Origin of the sequence: Paenibacillus sp. JQZ6Y-1, assembly GCF_040719145.1 — a bacterium.
GTDB classification, from domain to species: Bacteria; Bacillota; Bacilli; order Paenibacillales; family Paenibacillaceae; genus Saccharibacillus; species Saccharibacillus kandeliae.
Genome location: NZ_JBFDUZ010000001.1, coordinates 1,839,344 through 1,857,178, shown reverse-complemented (window position 1 = coordinate 1,857,178; position 17,835 = coordinate 1,839,344). Strand labels below are relative to the sequence as shown.

Below are 17,835 nucleotides of genomic sequence, written 5' to 3'. Positions count from 1 at the left end.
TACTATTTAATAATTATCAACCTTAATTCTCTTACTACCGCTGCTATTTGATACTTTTAATATTTTAATTAAATAAACCCTATGCAATTTACTTTTATAATTACTACATAGGATTTATTTAATTGTATTCGTTACTACAGTTATTATATTTGAATATTTATTCTTTATTTTAATTTGTCTATTGATTCTAGCAAATTGCTGATCATTTTTTCGATGACTGCAAACTCTTTATAAGATCGTGATTCTAATGGAAATTCAAGTCAATTTAGCGTGTCTAACAATTCCTTAGTTTCAAATGAAGCTTTTCTTGCCAGCAGAAAGTTTCAGAGTAATTTAACGCTTTAGTGAAGTTAGACTTTCTTAACTGTTAGAAAAATCAGCACAAACAAGTTCCAAGCTTGTTGCTCTTTCTTTTTCTGCATCGACAGATTCTTTATGCACCTTACTTAGAGATATCATGCCACTCTACAATAAACTCTCCTTCAAAGTCACTGCTTTCATGCTTGCTCCGCTCTTCAAGCGCGTTCCCGCATTTGCAGGATATTTGGTCAGCACCATAATTGTCCGTTCCAAAATTAATAGGCTCATTTCGAAAATTGAGACGTCTTCCCGGCACGAGTTTCTGTTCCTCACCACATTTCAAGCAGCGGATCATAAATCCGGCTTCCATACTACCACCTCCTTCTGTAATTATTCATAATGCGAGCTTATTCCAAAAAATCCTTTAATCGCTTGCTGCGGCTTGGGTGTCTCAGCTTGCGCAGAGCCTTCGCTTCAATCTGACGAATACGCTCGCGAGTAACACCAAACACTTTACCCACTTCCCCCAAAGTTCGTGTACGACCATCATCCAATCCAAAACGAAGACGCAGAACATTCTCTTCACGTTCGGTGAGTGTGTCCAGAACATCTTCCAGCTGCTCCTTAAGCAGCTCATATGCAGCGGCATCCGCTGGAGCCAGTGCTTCCTGATCCTCAATAAAATCACCAAGATTCGAGTCGTTTTCTTCACCGATAGGCGTCTCAAGGGACACAGGCTCCTGAGATACCTTCATGATTTCTCTCACCTTTTCTATGGTAATCTCCATTTCCTTGGCGATTTCTTCCACAGTGGGCTCGCGCCCAATTTCCTGAAGCAGCTGCCGGGATACCCGTATCAGCTTGTTAATCGTCTCCACCATATGAACCGGCACGCGGATGGTTCTGGCTTGATCAGCAATAGCTCGGGTGATAGCCTGCCTGATCCACCAGGTTGCATATGTACTGAATTTATACCCTTTGGTATGGTCAAACTTCTCCACTGCTTTGATCAGCCCCATATTGCCTTCCTGAATTAAATCCAGGAACAGCAGGCCGCGGCCGTTATAACGCCTCGCAATACTGACGACCAGCCGCAGGTTCGCTTCAGCCAGTCTACGGCTCGCCGCTTCGTCTCCCTTCTCGATTTTTTTGGCCAATTCCACTTCCTCTTTTGCGGACAGCAGAGGAACGCGCCCGATTTCCTTCAAATACATTCTAACCGGATCATCTGTTTTAATACCGGACCGAAGCAGTAAGGATTCCTTCATATTCAGATCATCCATCACAGGAGCATCTGAGTCATATGGCTGCCCCTCATGGGATTCGTTGTCTACATCAATCCCACTTTCAACCAGGAGCTCAAAAAATTCATCAATCTGCTCTGGGTCCTGATCAAATGGAGCGAGCTTATTCATAATTTCCTTGTAGTGCAGCGATGCGTTCTTCTTTCCTTGTTCCAATAAAAACTCTTTCGTTTGTTCAAGCGTAAACTCAGTATCTAATCTTGCCTGCTGTTCGTTCGTCATTCTTCAGCTCCCTCCGTCTGGAAAACGGAACTTATTTTGTGTTTTCAAGCTTGTGAAATGCTTCTGTTTACCTGGTCATGACTAATTCTCATTGCTTCCTTCATTCTCTTGTAAAAATTTTTGTTCAGCACTTGACATCCATTCGGATATGTGATATAATTTTTTTAATTAATATTAATTATGATATTATAGTATTATTACTTTTTCAACTTTATTTTCACTTTTAATGTTTGTACATTGAGTCGTCTGTTCAATCTTATTTCGATCTTAATCGAGATAAGATTTTTTTGTTTTTGGAAGGGTTAGAATGGGTAGCACATGTACCTATAGCAAAACAAGTGGGGATTCCCATGTTCTAAGGAAATCCTCACTTGTTATCTAAAAAGCTTGCCATATGATGTATATCGACAGTATGCCAATGAGTTTGTCTGCAGAACTCTAATTCGTTTGGGACGTCATTCCCGGTTTGTGAAAACAAATGAGATTCTTATCATACTCGAAAGCATGGCGAACACCTGATCTGGCGGAATGAATAGCGCTCAGATCCTTCTCTATAGAACTAAACATGTAGGTCCCCAAATTTCTCGGCTGCTTCTTCAGATCTATCCTGCTTTTTACGCATGGATTTACTTTCTTCATTATTTTAACTTCCTGCTTCGTTACGGGAACTTGTCATGTGATGCTCCACACTTCTTCAAACTATCCTACTTTCTTAATCTCTCCAGCTTACACTGGAATGATCTTCAATCTCTTGTAGCAAGAATTCCTCGAATGTATCAAATAACTTAATAGCTGAAGCCGGGTTTTCCATTCCTTCGTGCCAGAGAAATACAGGTGGATTCTCACCCATATGGACATCAAAAAATCTAATTTCATACCCTTGATGCATTGAAAAAACAAATGAAGTACTTGATAAAGTTATGGGATTATTATTCTCTTCCAATAATTCTTTTGCCCATTCTTGAATTTCAATAAGGTTAATATAATTAACAGTTGTTCCTTGAAATAATCTGCCTGATCCGTGCCCAGCCGCAAGCAAAAACTCTTTATACATTCCCGGCAGCTTAAAACCAACCCTATCCTCTAGTTTAATTATCTCTTCTTCAGTACAACCAACGAGAGGTGTATGAATCAGTTTCTTTTCCATCAACAGCATTTTGATATCTTCTTGTGTCATGCTTACACCTCTACATATTCATTTTGGAGTTTCGGGCTATGTAGTCAGTTAAAAGAAGTTCTGGAAGCAGCCATTCTATGTAAGGCGTTCTCAAAATAGCGATATACTTCATCTGCAATTCTCAGAAACTCTTCAACAGGTACGTTGCTATCCAAGTAACAAGCATACAGATAATCGACTAAAGTGGAGTCAATATCACAATATTTTAATATGGTATTTTTCATCTTCAACATGTCATCTTCCCACACACCTGTATCTTCTAAAATCAAAGAGTATAATGCACGAAGCAATCTCTTCGAATAACCTTTGATATATCTAGTTGTCACGGTATGATCATTAGCATTTGAAAGTAAACGATGTACAATACGATCTACTTCCTCCTTAGTCTCTGTATTCAAGTCTAGAATGAAATCTGGAGAAATCATGATCGGTGGTACTTTTTCTCCAATGTCCTCACCATATACACAAACACAAATGATCTTAACCCAAAAACCCCACTCATTCGGTTTATTCAATACATCGTCAATTGAGCAAATGATTGTATCAATCTTCGTTACTATTGGGTATTCTTTCAAAAGACTATCTTTAATAGCTGACAATTGTTCGTAATCAATATCGTTAGGATTTGCACATACAATCGTAAAGTCTGCATCTGACTGAAAAGGTTTAGCCGTTCCTTTGGGAATCGAGCCGCACATATAAATGCTGTGAATCTTATCTTTGAATTCGGTAAGTATATGATCGATATAGCGACCTTCTCAAGGACAACTCTATTTATAATCTGATCGGAATTTTTACATCAAATAGTCACATGAACTTTAATCTTAGGAAAAGTGGTTTTTAAACTCAAAAGATCTTTCTTTATAAAGTTGTTTTAAATATTATTAATCAACTCATAAAGAAAGATCTTAAATTTTTTTTAGATAACTTTTTCTAAAATAAACTCAATTCAAAACCATTGATAATTCCCATCCAAACCATTTTTCGTAGTAGTCATCATTAACTATTTTAGCTTGAATTATATCTGCTAGTTTCACTTCATCTCTTATATCTTTAACATATCGATCAGCAATCATCGAAATGTGTACTGAGCCATTAGTTCGTATATCATCAGTCTTTATTTCTACTAGAAAGTAATATCTCTCGATTTTTTTAACCACACAAGACACTACATCGCCCTTTTTTAAGTAATCTCTGTTATTTAAAGCCTGCGAATACTCTGAAACAACTTCTAGCAAAGTCTGTGTAAGTTCTCTACTGCGGTGCAAGTTATCCGGATTTATATTAGGATTTCTCAACATTGCCTCGTCTAAACAAGAAGTGGCAATAATAAACAGTTCCTTCAAATCGTTATCTGACTTAATTTCCTTCATCAAAGCTTCACATTGCTTTTTCAAGTTACGACTGTTAGGATAAAGCATTTCCTTTCCAACTGATAAAGCCTTCATTGCACAAACTATGTGATACTTAAAGCGTTGATATTTTGGTTTTGAAATATCACCTGACTTTAGATAGTTATTTACGAAATAGTGAAAATAAGCCGAAATATAGTATGGTTCATATAAACTATCATTAACAAATAACTGCTTATTATAGTTTTGTAATAACTCTCCGTAATAACGATGTGTACTATGCGGAGAATTCAAAAACATAGATATATAGGAGTTTATTTGAGTAGAAAGTGTAACTACATTATTTTTATTAATATTATCTACTAAGTCATATTGTTTGGATCTTCTTTCGTAATACAAACGATACTGCGGTTCTATAGAATTGTAGTAATCTTCTAAACCCTTATGAAATGGTCTAGTGGAAGCAAATGCTTCTGACTTAACTTCTGTTTGTCGATTGGTTGTGTAAATAATTCTATCTAAGACTTCTTGATTCTCTACTTCAATTATTTTGATAAAAAGATGCATTGCATCAGTAAATTTATCTTTATTCTCAAATAATACGTAGCTAGTTTGACATCCATTTACGATTTGGTAGTCAAATATTTCTATTTCATCTCCTGTTGATTCAATTTTCTTGGCAATTATTGTAAGTCCATTATTAAGTACAGAAAACCATTTTTGTTCATTAACGTCATTAATGGTACCACGGATTTCTTTGTTCACTGGATTATATCCCTGAAAGTCTCTTACATTATCTTCGAAAATATTTCTTAACATATTCCCTTCGTTATCTTCTAATATATTCACAAAATCCTTACATTTTACTAAACCACCATATGCTTGTTTTATATTAAGCATACTAGGAAATGTAAATTTTTTTTCCATTACTATCATTTTACTTATTTTCTTCTTCAATTCCTTGTAGGTAATTATTATCTTTTCATTATCATATGGATAAAAATTAACATCCTCGAAATCTTGTGTCTTTTCAAAATAATCGCACTCTATTTTCACTCTATCATTAAGATTATTCTCACTATTCCATTTACCACAAGTAATAAAAAACAGATTTAATTCTGGCTTGGAAGAAAAATCAATACTTTTTGTATAAATTTGATCCTTAATCTCTATTAACGCTTCAATTTTATCATTTGTTTTTGGTCTTTGTTCTTTGGGTAAGAAGAAACTTTTAACTCCAAAACAGAAAGTTCCTATTTCATCACCATCAAACTTATCACTTGTTTTAGCTTGTAGAAAAATAAACTTCACATCAATTTTAGCAGAAAGTTTTAATGCTTCATTTAATGTGTCTTTATCATTGACTAGTATATCGTTTACTATTATTGCTATACCATCTAGTCCAATTTCTCCAGCATTAGTCATCGTATCTTCAGGAGAAAATCTTTCTATAACATATTTATTAACAATTAATCTATTACAAAAATGTTCAAAAGCTACTTCTTGCTTTAGATGTTCAATTCCGTATTCTTTAATGTGCGTCTCAAGAAAACTTTTAACGATTTGATTCAATTGAATAACCTCCACATTCAAAGTCCATCTTAAAATTTATTTATGCTCTGATTGTTCAGTTGTTTAGTATGAATTTTTGTTTCGATTCTATCATATAGCGTCTTATTCCTGAACTTACTTTATACCATCTTCGACGCAGTATTCCATAAATTCCAAATAATTCTTCTTACATAGTTATTCACGAATGTATCCCTATTCCTTTCATCATCCCCACCCTACCCATAGATCCACCTGACTTTGAATCAGCCCACTATCTTTCTGGCTCAAATGCGTATAACAATCTTATGCCCAAGCAACTCAAGAATATAACTCAGATCAATTCCGTTCTCCAACAAATGTGTCGCTAAGGAATATCTCAGCGAATGAATACTAAATCCTTTTGAATCCATAATTGTAAGAACGCTTCTTTAAACACTTTTTTGCGCAGATCACTCGGTAAGATTGCTTCCCTCCCGATCCGAATTTTCCTGCTCCATATAACGCTTCGAAATCGTACTTGCCATTTAAGATAACAATATTTGTCTTTTCGACCTTTACCTTTACTAACTTTCACGACAATTCGCTCTCAAACGTAGTCCTCCGACTCTAAACGGCACCCTGCGAATCTCTTTCAACCTTTCTGTTTCATACCACTCTCTCTTTAATCCTACAGTCAGCGGATTGCGATAAATCCACTCAAACTTCATCGTACTCGCCTACTTATATTATCATCATCTGGAAATTTTGGGAAACATATTCTCGCATAAAAAAGGGACTTAAGATGGATGACCACCCTAAGACGCTAATTCTTTCAGCGCTAATCGTTACGTATGAAATCATCATACCCGCTTCAAAACAGTTCTAAAATATGATTAGATAGAACCAACAAACTACACATAAGTAAATCCCATGCAAATAATCACGCCGCAGCCCAATCCACAATCACTCTACGCCTTACGAAGCAATTGTCTCTCACTTATCTTACACAGCATATCCTTCGTCATCGCTTGCAAGTTGTATCGTGGCTGGAATCCCCATTCTGTTCTCGCTGCTGTTGCATCGATCGAATGCGGCCAGCTATCTGCAATCGCCTGTCTTTTGGGATCTACATTATAATCAAGGACAAAACTAGGAATTTCCTCTCGAATCGCCGCAGCGATCGCTTCTGGATCTACACTCATTGCCGTAACATTAAATGAATTCCGGTGCTTAAATTTCGATGAATCCGCTTCCATTAATTTGATAATAGCGTCCAAAGCATCCGGCATATACATCATGTCCATATTGGTGTCTCTAGCGATATAAGAGCTATACCGCCCGGCTGTTATAGCTGCATAGTAGATTTCCACAGCGTAATCTGTCGTCCCACCACCAGGAGGCGTCATATACGATATCAAGCCTGGAAACCGCAGCCCTCTCGTATCCACCCCATATTTATGAAAATAATAATCACAGAGCAACTCACCAGATACCTTATTCACCCCATACATGGTATTAGGTCTCTGAATCGTATCCTGCGGAGTATTGTCCTTCGGAGTCGAAGGGCCAAACGCTCCAATCGAGCTTGGGGTAAAAAATTGGCAACCGAGCTCTCTGGATACTTCAAGTGCATTCATCAATCCGCCCATATTCAAATTCCATGCAAGCAGCGGCTTTTCCTCTGCGGTAGCGGACAATAACGCTGCCAGATGGATGACTGTATCCACGTTATATCGCTTGGCAATGTCAAACATTGCCTTATCATTCGTCACATCCAGCAACTCAAATGGACCGGATATGGTAATGTCGTGAGTCGATGATCTGAGGTCTGTAGCAACCACATGATCCGCACCATATATCTCACGCAACTTCACAACCAACTCTGAACCGATCTGACCCAGTGCACCCGTCACTAAAATCTTGTCCATTAGAAATTCCTCCCGAAATAGATTCTCGCGCATGCATCTAAATCAGCTTCATTTCCTTACCAACCTTCTCGTAAACAGAGATTACCTGTTCGAGCATATCCTTTGTATGTGCAGCCGTTGGCATATTGCGTATTCTGCCCGTCCCTTTTGGAACAGTTGGAAATACGATTGCCTTGGCATATATACCTTCTTCATACAGCCGTTTGCTAAACTGCTGGGTCGTTACTTCATCGCCAATAATACATGGGGTGATCGGCGTTTCGCTCTTGCCTACATCATATCCAAGCCGACTTAAGCCCTCTTTTAAATCGGTACTGTTTTTCCATAGCTTGTCGATCAGCTCCGTATCGTTCATCAAAATATCGACAGAAGCGCTACAAGCAGCAATGGCAGCCGGAGGTAATGAGGTCGAGAACAGAAATGGCCGACTTCTTAGCTTGAGCCATTCGATCAATTGCTTCTTCCCCGCCACATAACCGCCCACAACGCCGATCGCCTTGGATAGCGTACCGATTTGAAAATCAATCCGGTCAGACAATCCAAAATGCTTCACCGTTCCCGCTCCTTGTCCAAGAACGCCTGAGCCATGCGCATCATCCACATACGTAATCAGGTCAAATTCCTCGGCTATGTCCACAATGTCAGGAAGCTTGGCAATATCGCCATCCATAGAGAATACACCGTCAGTAATGACCATGATTTTCTGATACTGACCCGATGCCTTAGCAGCTTTTGCCTGCTCTCTTAAATCATTCATATCTGAATGCTTAAAGCGAATGACTTTCGCCTTCGACAGACGGCAGCCATCTATGATCGAAGCATGATTCAGTTCATCGGACAAAATAGCATCGTGACCATCCATTACTGCGGAGATCGCCGCCATATTGCAGTTAAATCCTGATTGATACACAATAACAGCTTCTGTTTTTTTGAAGGTTGCCAGCTTTTGTTCAAGCTCGATATGCAGATCCATCGTACCGTTAATTGTTCGTACAGCGCCTGCGCCTGCCCCGTATGTCTGCGCTGCTTGAACGGAAGCATCAATCAAACGCTGATCAGTTGCCAATCCCAGATAGTTATTAGAAGAGAGATTAATAAGAGACTTTCCATCAATACGAATCACAGGTCCATTTGCACCTTGTAGCGTGTCGATGACATTGTATAGCCCTTTTGTCTTTAACTCCTCAATGTTTGATCTCAAAAATTGGTCCAATACTTGGCTGGACATTACATTCCCTCCTCAGTATACATATGTCCTTTTACAGGAGACATATAATATTTAGGATAACGCTTTCATTGCTGTCTATACGCTGATTTCAATGTATCATCTTTTTTATTCTTTGTACACATGGAGAGGACAAATAATGAAAAAGAGGAAAGAATAAAGTTGAATACGTATCGCAAATTGCCTTTATGTGCTAACCATACCTAATGTTTTCGTAAATTAAAAACGTCGTTTCTATGATCAAAAATCACAGACATGCGTTTTATTATCTCTTTTATTGTTATTTCAATCTTGATCTCATTTCAAAAGCTGATTTTCAGAATGTTTCAATGTCCTCATTCTTTAGAATTATCAATTATAACTATACCTTTTACTTTTATAGCATTTTGTTGACAACTTCTCTTATACGTTCTTCGCAATCATAAAAAGGAAGTACCTTATGAAAAGGCACTTCCTTTTTATGATTGCAAATGAATGTAATTTAATATTTAATTCGCTACAAAAAATGCATAAGCATGACTTCCACTATCACTATTCATGTGACCTTCAACAGTATGTCCTGCTGAAGATGTATCTTCAGAATCTATTCTATCTGCATCGCTAACATTATCTGCAAAATCGGAAATTGAGCTGTTAAAGTTAGCGCTGACAAGAAGTTTATTATCCCCGAAGATTAGTGGTACTTCCCATCCAAGATAAACTCCGGTTGGATACTCATTTGTAGGTGCAAAGCTCAAACCGCCCAATGTTCCAATTAATGCATTGTCTCTTTTACGAACAGCAAGAAAACCAGCAGATACCATCTTGATTTTCTTATCAAAAGCAGGATTAAAAATCTCTTCCGCTGCAGGCAAGATAGCTTTCGTGTTATCGACATCAGCATCTTCTTTGAAACCAGTAATACATTTACCATGGACACACTCTATATTGGACATCACTAAATCAGAAGAAGTGTTGTTAATAATAACAAATAAACCTATGGCATCTCGAGACATTAAATACATCAAAGGAATTAAGATAGCAAGAATAATACCACAAACCATAAGTCGTACTAGGTTTGTACCGATGGATAATACTCCCTGAAATATTGCATAAGCTTCCGTTTCTTCCGTTAGAGCACTCAACGTCTGATAGGTGGCTTTGATAATATCCCAAGCCTTTTTACCTAATGCAACAATACCCATGTGCATTAACCCTTTGACCATACCGACAATATCATCCTGAGCCAACACTTGAAAGTTGGCGACAAGGTTCAATATTTCTCTTTCTACATCTACTCCACGTAACTTTGAATATTTAGCCACTTTATCTGCTTTCCAAGTCCAGACTGTATAACTAGGAGCACCATCTGGAAAAGTTGCAGGTGAAACAGTGGACCCTAAGATGCCAGTAAGCGGTGCAATAGCGATCGAATGATCTTCATTTATTAGTCCAAGCATTTTTGCAGAAGAAAGCTCTTCTTCTGATAAGGAAGAAACTTGAGACGATAGAAGATTAGTGTATTGAGAGATGACTCCTTGAAGATTTCCGCCTCCTGAAGCATTTGCTTGAAGCCAATCAACACCGCGAGTACTTTTTTCATGTTCATAAATCGTTTTTAAAAGATCATGATTCGAAAGGTTCGAAAAGTCTGGAATTTGTTTTACCTTATACAGTTCTTTAAATTGGTCAAACGGAATTTTTGACGAGCTGTTTGAATGAATTTCCATGATAACCCTCCTCGATTCTTATTAATAAAATCGATACAACTGTATGATATCTATATTGGATATGGTTTAATTATCCAATATAATAAATATATGTTATTCCCGATCGATAAAGCTAGCAAATTTTGTGGGTTCGTGGACTGTAAGTGAATAGAAATTTACTTCTCCTGTTGCTCTGACCTGTCTTATTTATTTAATAACCTATAGATCACCACGGCAGTTTCTTCTTTCGTGATGTTACGTTGAGGCTTGAATTGACCATTTTCATATCCAATAAATAACTCACCACCCAATTGATCGATGGCTGGTTTTGCCCAGGATGGGATGCTTCGTTCATCTGTGAAGGAGTACAATGTTGATTTTTCTTGGTCAATAAAGTTTTGCAGTATCTTGGCTGCCTCTGCCCGTGTAATCACGCGGTCTGGCTTGAACGATCCATCGGGGTAACCGTCGATATAGTTCATGGTTGCAGCTTTTTCTACATTATGGGTATACCACTTTCCTTCAATATCGGTGAACATAGCCGACGATGAAGATAGACTTGTTGCAGATTCTTCATTTTGCTCGTTTTTTGCACGAAGCAACATACTCACAAACTCCGCACGAGTAATTCCATCTTTGGGATTGAATTTGCCTGTAGCATCCCCATTAACAATCCCTCGATCCGCCAAAAAATGAATAGCATATTCTGAGTATCTGGATTCTACATCTGTAAATCGAATGAGCTTTGTGGGAGTATCTTCTGCTGAGATAACAGGTTGTGCATGGATATTGGAATGATCTTCGTTTGACCCTTTGTCATTCTCTTCTGTAAATGGGTGTAAAGCTGTAGAAGGAACATTCCCAAGGTTTTTTTCTTTTGTTTTAAAATGAATAGAATGAACGGATGATCTAACACCAGACGCATTTTCAGACCAAACCTGAATCGTATAACGATGTGCATCGGATAAATGCTCTAAATTGACGGTCTGTAATGGCGAACGCTGAATTTCACCTTGTTCATTTGCAAAAATATATAGATCTGTTTCTCTTCCGTCGGTGATGTTGATCGTCGCTGTAGATGTTGTAATGTCTTGGACATGTACATGAAAGTCAGAGTAAGGATGAGTTTCAAACTTGACCTTGTACATATCACTTAATACACCAGTGGCATTCACTGCACGTATACCCAAGTTATCGTAGGTAGTACTGCTTGCTAATTGATCAACAGTTACATATTCGTCTTGTACATTTTTGACAAACTCATCGCCGTTATACAGATTATATGATACTGCCCCATTGAAAGGTTTCCATGTAATCGTTGCGGAATCGTTGGTTAGATTTTGAATATGTAGCGGATCTGCTTCAGCTGGAGTTGCTGCACCCTGAAAGTCAATCCAAAGACGATCAACACTTTCTCCATCCTTACCCACGGCTGCAATACCAAAAGAAGACGGAATACCTGCTCCCGGACTTGGGAGTGTTACTTGTAATTGCTTGGTAGTAGTCATGAGTTGACCATATGGATTATAGATACGATATGACTGAGCACCAAAAGCGGCTGTAAAAGACAAGTTGAAATCATGATTTGTATTTGAAGTTACGCTTGCACTTGTTGGCGCGAGCGGCAGGGTTTGAAATTGGATTGTATGTTGTGCCGATTTCCCGCTTTCGTTTAGCGCATGCACTTGAACTGTATAGCTTTCACCAGCTGTGAGTCCAGTTAGATCGATCTCTGGCGTTTTACTTGTGAATTCCACACCATTGACCAAGGCAAGATAAGAATCTGCTCCCTCTACTGGCGCAAAGTACACAGTCGCCGAAGTAGGATTGATATGTTTTAATTGGATACTACTTACTGAATCAGACAATGAAATAAACGAGGTTTGAGCTGCCTGTCCGGTACCAAAATCATTAAAAGGTACAATCGCAATCGAATGCACACTACCCGGTTTCAGACCGGTGAACTCATAGTTGGTTTGATCGGTTTGCGCTATTTTACCACCATCTATATATACATCGTATCCTTTCGCACCTCGCACATGATTCCAAGCATAGGCGGCTGTTTCTGTTGTTGTATTTCTTTTATAGATCTCTGGAGCAGCTGGTAGCGTCCATAAGGAAATATTTTTAAAATTGCTTTGACCACTAGCATTGCTCACAGCAATCGCATAATTGTATTCCGTGCCTGATGTAAGATTATAATCGCCCAACCATACACTGGCATTGCGATACGCAATATCGTACTGATTGTACGTTGTATTCGTCACCGTTGAGTATGTTTCACCCGTAACCGTAACGATATGCTGATCATTTCGCTTGACATCGTAGTACACATCACCAGTAACAGTATCCCAAGATAGCTTTGCATAATCAACGCCGACAGCTACCACGCTTAAATGAGATAGTGAAGGCAACGTTAGGAAGGTGTAGCGGCTCTCTAAACTTTGACCGGACGAATTTACGGCTTCTGTGATAAGCGTGTATTTATTATTGGGCAGCAGACCATCAAAAACATGACTAGTACCCATGATGCCGTTAGACACTGTGTTTCCATTTTTATCGGTCAGGATATAGAGATAGTGATCTGCCGATTGTACTGGTTTAAGTTTCACTTCTACCGATGTTTCGGAATGTGGATAGGCTCCATCAAATGTTGCAGCAGCCGGTAAAGTAAGATAGTGCACGATTGTACTTTGTCCCCGACCCGAAGCATTGATGGGTGTAATGATATATTCATACAACGTTCCCGAAGCCAAATGTGTATCTACAAAGGTAGACCTTCCCGCAGGAATGATCGTCGTTGTTCCGGTTGTTGTATTCTTCACTTCATAGTATGCATCTAAATGGGTTGCTAGTATACCCGTAATGCTATCTGTAGAGTAAGAACGTAAGCTAATATCGCTATCCGAAAGCTTGCTTGGTAAAGCTTTTATCCGAAATGCTTGAGAACGACTGTACGACTCATTGCCAGCAGAATCTAGAGCAACAACGTGTACATACCATCCCCCTTCATTTTCAGCTGGCAAGGTAATGGAGAAGTTCTCGCTTCCGTCTATCCAAGCTGCATTATGATCTGGACGTGTCGCTTCTTGATTGACGATATACGCTACTGTCTTCAGTATACGATCATTGGTGAGTACATTAACATTCAGCTTGTCTGGTTGCCAATCGGAACCATCTGGAGTGAATGTAATGACAGGGCTGTCTTTATCAATATTGGAGATGGTGATTGACTGGCTTGTTGTATTCCCTAAAAAGTCCCGCGCCGTCACGGTGTATGTTCCATTTTCCTTAGCAATAAATGACGTGTTGCCTGATGCCACATTCTCACCGTTTGGTAATGTGGTATGAGTAATCCATGTTGTATCATCGGTAGCAGTGATAGAGACAAGAACGTCCGATTTCGTTGGTGTTTGTGTTGATGGAGTTAATGTTAATACTGGCAGATCGTTATCAGCCAGGGTCATTGTTTTGGTTTCACCGATATTTCCATTATTATCAACAGGAGCAATATGGATGTATCGTTTATCCTCAGTTGGTGTAAATGTATACGATGTACTCATTGTTGCAATGTCACCTGATACGATTTTGGTTGTAGAGGAATCATCTGTGGTTACAATATAGCCTTTGATGCCTGAAGTGACGAGTGCAGTTTGTGCAGGTTGAACTTGTCCGACAGTACCATCGCGTAGTTGTCCTTGAATTTGATAATGATAATACGTGCCGCGATCAGTCGCGGGCGCCCATGAAGCGATGACTTGTCTGGTGTCTTGGGAGTACGTATAATGCAACGACTCATCGGAAACAGGATCAGGGCTAACATGATCTGTAGCGCCTGTATCTGTATAGTTTGAATCATAGCCGGCATAGACTTGCGTTCCATCACGATAGATGATCGCTTTTTCAGCATAGCCAATCTTGATATTATCCAATTGTAACTGTCCATTGGTTGCCCAGCGGGTATAGAATTGTGCACCGTACTTATCAGGATCATATCCTGTGGTTGGTAGATCAAAGCTATTGTTATATGTAATCCAATCCGTAGTCTTATTAAATGTCTTTGCCCCTGCCCATATATCACCAAAATTTGAAAGGCTTAGAACTGTATCACCAGCAGCAAATGTTTCTCCAGCACGCGATGAAGAAATGCCCGAGCCGCCTATCGTAACGGATGTCGGTTGTGTCATATAGTTTGTTAAAAGATTCATACTATTATCCGACTTATTGAATCGATAGTACATATAACCCCAGCCATAATTAGCATCTTTGGATGAGATAAGCGTTACTAAAACGCCATCCTGTATATTAACTACTCCGTTATCTGTTGTTACATAAAACTTGGTGGGTGCAGACGATGATGAGAATGCTGTAGATTGTGCAAATTTTACTACATAACCTGAATTGTCAACAAGAGCGTCTCCTTTCATCTTCCACAAACTCCCGAAGAAAGGTAAAATATTCGCATTATCGCCTGTGATTTTTAAATCATACTGCATAGTCAACTTACTGGCTGCCTTGATGGATGGGATACCGTATTGTGCCATACTGTCAACACTAGATGTAGCGCCACCTACATTATCATAATAATTACCTTTTTGCGTATTGATTGTATCTGTCAATTGAAGCACTGTGCCATGGGATTGGTCTGTAGTCACATACGACTGATTGCCTGTGCCATGCCAGTTAAGATTTAACTGCGGCTCACCACTTTCAAAGCCAGTCTTAAATAGCACATCTGAATCTGCTAACGGCACAGAAAACTCAAGGTGTACGGAATCAGCATTTGCTTTGATGGATGTAATATTAGCTGTAACGCTTGCTGCCGAAGCAGTGGGAATAGGACCAAAAGCAGATGCAAGAATGAGCGTACATAGAGAAGTTTGAATCAATTTGGGACGAAATAGATGTCGATTGCTACTCATCATCTTACGTTGTTGGTCTTGTGGTACATTTGAATCTTGGATCATTTTCAATTCAATCGCCTCCGAGAAGACAAAAAAGCACCTCGCCATAGATATAAAAATATCTATAAGCGAGGTGCTTCCTCGTAACTTCATGTAATTGTCATTATCATACTGCATTTTAGAAAAAAAGCAAAGAGGAAAATCGGACATTCTCTAACTCAGTTAAATCCACCATTCACACGAATAGTTTGCCCAGTAATCCAGCGAGACTTGTCGCTAACTAGTAGTTCTACCGCATTAGCAATATCCTCAGGCTCTCCTAATCGACCAAACGCATTCATCCGTCGATATGACTCCACTAGCTCGTCAGATTTGCCATTTAAGAACAGATCGGTCGCTACCTGTCCCGGAGCGATGCTGTTAATCGTAATGCCCTTCGGTCCGAATTCTTTGGCGAGTTGACGTGTCAGCTGCTCGACTGCACCTTTGGTTGCGCCATACAAGCTATATCCTGGCAGCATTGCTCCTGATACCGATGTGGAGAAGTTAATAATAGTACCGCCCTCGCGCATATGCTGCATCGCTTGTTGGCAAGCAAAATACGTTCCTTTGACATTCAGTGCCATATGCTGATCAAATTCCTCTTCTGTGACTGTATCGAGCGTTGCCATATTCATCGTTCCAGCATTATTAATCAAAATATCAACAGCTCCGTACTGTTGGAGAGTTTCGTTAAATAGTCGCTCCACTTCACTGACTTTGCTTATATCGGCTTGAATCGCTGTCGCTTCACCGCCAGCATTGCGGATCAAGGTGACGACTTCTTCGGCTTTGGCGCTGCTGGATGCGTAGTTAACGATGACGTTTATGCCCGACTGTGCCAATTGAATAGCGATTTGGCGACCAATGCCGCGTGATGCTCCGGTTACAATGGCTGTTTTTGTTGCTTCCATACTACACACTCTCCTCTATACCTACAGATTCGATCTACTCACTCTCTCGTGATCGTCTGTATTCAGTATAAAGCCTCCCTCTGCGGTGACGGTAGAATAATCCTGTATGTCGCTTGCCTATTTTTGTTTGCTGTTTTTATAATAAAATAAATCCTTCTCGACAGGAGCGCCTTCCTATGAACTCAGTAGATGAACGTCAGCGTCTAGACCATGCATTACAGCAGCTTCAACAGATCATCACACGACATACGCCTACAACAGGGACATGTCAGACGAGCATTCCTCTTTTATCCATCGTACGCGCGGAGGAAGTATCGGAACCGCTCATTACGGTCTACAAGCCATCGATCTGCATCGTCGTTCAGGGAGCCAAGACTGCGATGCTTGCTGATGAAATGTACCGTTATGATCCTGATTCCTTTCTGATTACGTCTGTCGATCTACCGATTATGGGGCGGATTAGTGAAGCATCGTCGGAGATTCCTTATCTAGGGCTAAAATTAAGTTTTGATACCGATGTGATTCTGGATGTCGTTCGTATGATGGAGCATCCGTTACCATCCACTACCGAAACTAGTCAAGGGATCACGATCAATCCGATGTCGTCGCCGATACTGGATACGGTCGTGCGGCTGCTGCAATTGCTGGATCATCCAGAGGATATTGCGGTGCTATCCCCTCTGATCATTCGTGAGCTAGTTTACCGTATTCTGCAAAGTGAACAGGGGCATGTGTTATATCCGTTTGCAGTTACAGACAGCTACTCGTCCCGTATTGCAGCAACCATTCAAGTCATCAAGCGTGAGTACAACAAGCCGCTAGAAATGGAACAGCTGGCACGTGATGTTCATTTGAGCAGTTCGGCATTTCATAAGCATTTTAAACGCATTACAACGATGAGCCCGTTGCAATATCAGAAAACGATTCGTTTGCAGGAAGCGCAGCGATTGATGCTGACCGAAGCGATGCAAGCAGCGGATGCTGCTTTTTTGGTTGGTTATGAAAGCCCATCGCAGTTTAGCCGTGAGTATGCGAGATTATATGGCAAGCCACCAATGCAAAATATTCAGGATATGCGCAATCTACTAGCGGATACGCAGGTATCTGTGAAATAAATAGGTGTCTATTCAATAAAGCGTTTATTCAATAAGCATAACAAGCAACTCCAGTTGAATGTCGGCTACTCTTTCGGTGTAGCCAACCATCCATTGGGTTGCTTGTTTATGTTTATATATGCTGAATAGTCAATCCA

11 protein-coding genes and 1 pseudogene are annotated in these 17,835 nt (G+C 39.6%); 1 reads left to right on the top strand and 11 read right to left on the bottom strand.

Annotated features, from left to right (window positions below; all coding sequences use genetic code 11):
• Positions 1 to 442: 442 nt before the first annotated feature.
• The 11 genes and pseudogenes from ABXR35_RS08030 to ABXR35_RS07980 form a co-directional block, all read right to left on the bottom strand.
• Positions 443 to 670, bottom strand: a complete 228-nt coding sequence (locus tag ABXR35_RS08030; RefSeq protein ID WP_367057930.1) for a hypothetical protein — start codon at positions 668 to 670, stop codon at positions 443 to 445.
• A 37-nt stretch (positions 671 to 707) separates the two neighbouring features.
• Complete coding sequence (gene rpoD, locus ABXR35_RS08025; protein WP_367057927.1) at positions 708 to 1,826, bottom strand: RNA polymerase sigma factor RpoD; 1,119 nt, start codon at positions 1,824 to 1,826, stop codon at positions 708 to 710.
• Between the two features lie 712 nt (positions 1,827 to 2,538).
• A complete protein-coding gene (locus ABXR35_RS08020; RefSeq protein ID WP_367057924.1) occupies positions 2,539 to 3,003 on the bottom strand; it encodes an SMI1/KNR4 family protein in 465 nt (154 codons plus the stop codon).
• Positions 3,004 to 3,047: 44 nt separating this feature from the next.
• Positions 3,048 to 3,755 (bottom strand): annotated as a pseudogene (locus tag ABXR35_RS08015) (nucleotidyltransferase domain-containing protein); the annotation flags it as partial.
• 192 nt (positions 3,756 to 3,947) lie between these two features.
• Positions 3,948 to 5,927: an AIPR family protein gene (locus tag ABXR35_RS08010; RefSeq protein WP_367057921.1), complete on the bottom strand. Its 1,980-nt coding sequence runs from the start codon at positions 5,925 to 5,927 to the stop codon at positions 3,948 to 3,950.
• 263 nt (positions 5,928 to 6,190) lie between these two features.
• On the bottom strand, positions 6,191 to 6,316 hold the full coding sequence (locus ABXR35_RS08005) for a tyrosine-type recombinase/integrase (RefSeq protein ID WP_367057918.1): 126 nt from the start codon (positions 6,314 to 6,316) through the stop codon (positions 6,191 to 6,193).
• 537 nt (positions 6,317 to 6,853) lie between these two features.
• Positions 6,854 to 7,813, bottom strand: coding sequence for an L-threonine 3-dehydrogenase (locus ABXR35_RS08000; RefSeq protein WP_367057915.1), 960 nt, complete (start codon positions 7,811 to 7,813; stop codon positions 6,854 to 6,856).
• A gap of 37 nt (positions 7,814 to 7,850) precedes the next feature.
• Entirely contained in the window at positions 7,851 to 9,041 is a 1,191-nt protein-coding gene (locus ABXR35_RS07995) for a glycine C-acetyltransferase (protein WP_367057912.1), read from the bottom strand.
• Between the two features lie 485 nt (positions 9,042 to 9,526).
• Positions 9,527 to 10,747 (bottom strand): hypothetical protein, encoded by a 1,221-nt coding sequence (locus ABXR35_RS07990; protein ID WP_367057909.1) that lies wholly within the window; start codon positions 10,745 to 10,747, stop codon positions 9,527 to 9,529.
• Positions 10,748 to 10,929: 182 nt separating this feature from the next.
• Positions 10,930 to 15,693 (bottom strand): S-layer homology domain-containing protein, encoded by a 4,764-nt coding sequence (locus ABXR35_RS07985; protein ID WP_367061273.1) that lies wholly within the window; start codon positions 15,691 to 15,693, stop codon positions 10,930 to 10,932.
• Positions 15,694 to 15,848: 155 nt separating this feature from the next.
• Positions 15,849 to 16,583 carry an SDR family oxidoreductase gene (locus tag ABXR35_RS07980; RefSeq protein ID WP_367057906.1) on the bottom strand — a complete coding sequence of 245 codons (735 nt, stop codon included), beginning with the start codon at positions 16,581 to 16,583 and terminating at the stop codon, positions 15,849 to 15,851.
• A gap of 176 nt (positions 16,584 to 16,759) precedes the next feature.
• Here ABXR35_RS07980 and ABXR35_RS07975 point away from each other — a divergent pair, with 176 nt between their 5' ends.
• Positions 16,760 to 17,698 carry an AraC family transcriptional regulator gene (locus ABXR35_RS07975; protein WP_367057903.1) on the top strand — a complete coding sequence of 313 codons (939 nt, stop codon included), beginning with the start codon at positions 16,760 to 16,762 and terminating at the stop codon, positions 17,696 to 17,698.
• Positions 17,699 to 17,835 lie beyond the last annotated feature (137 nt).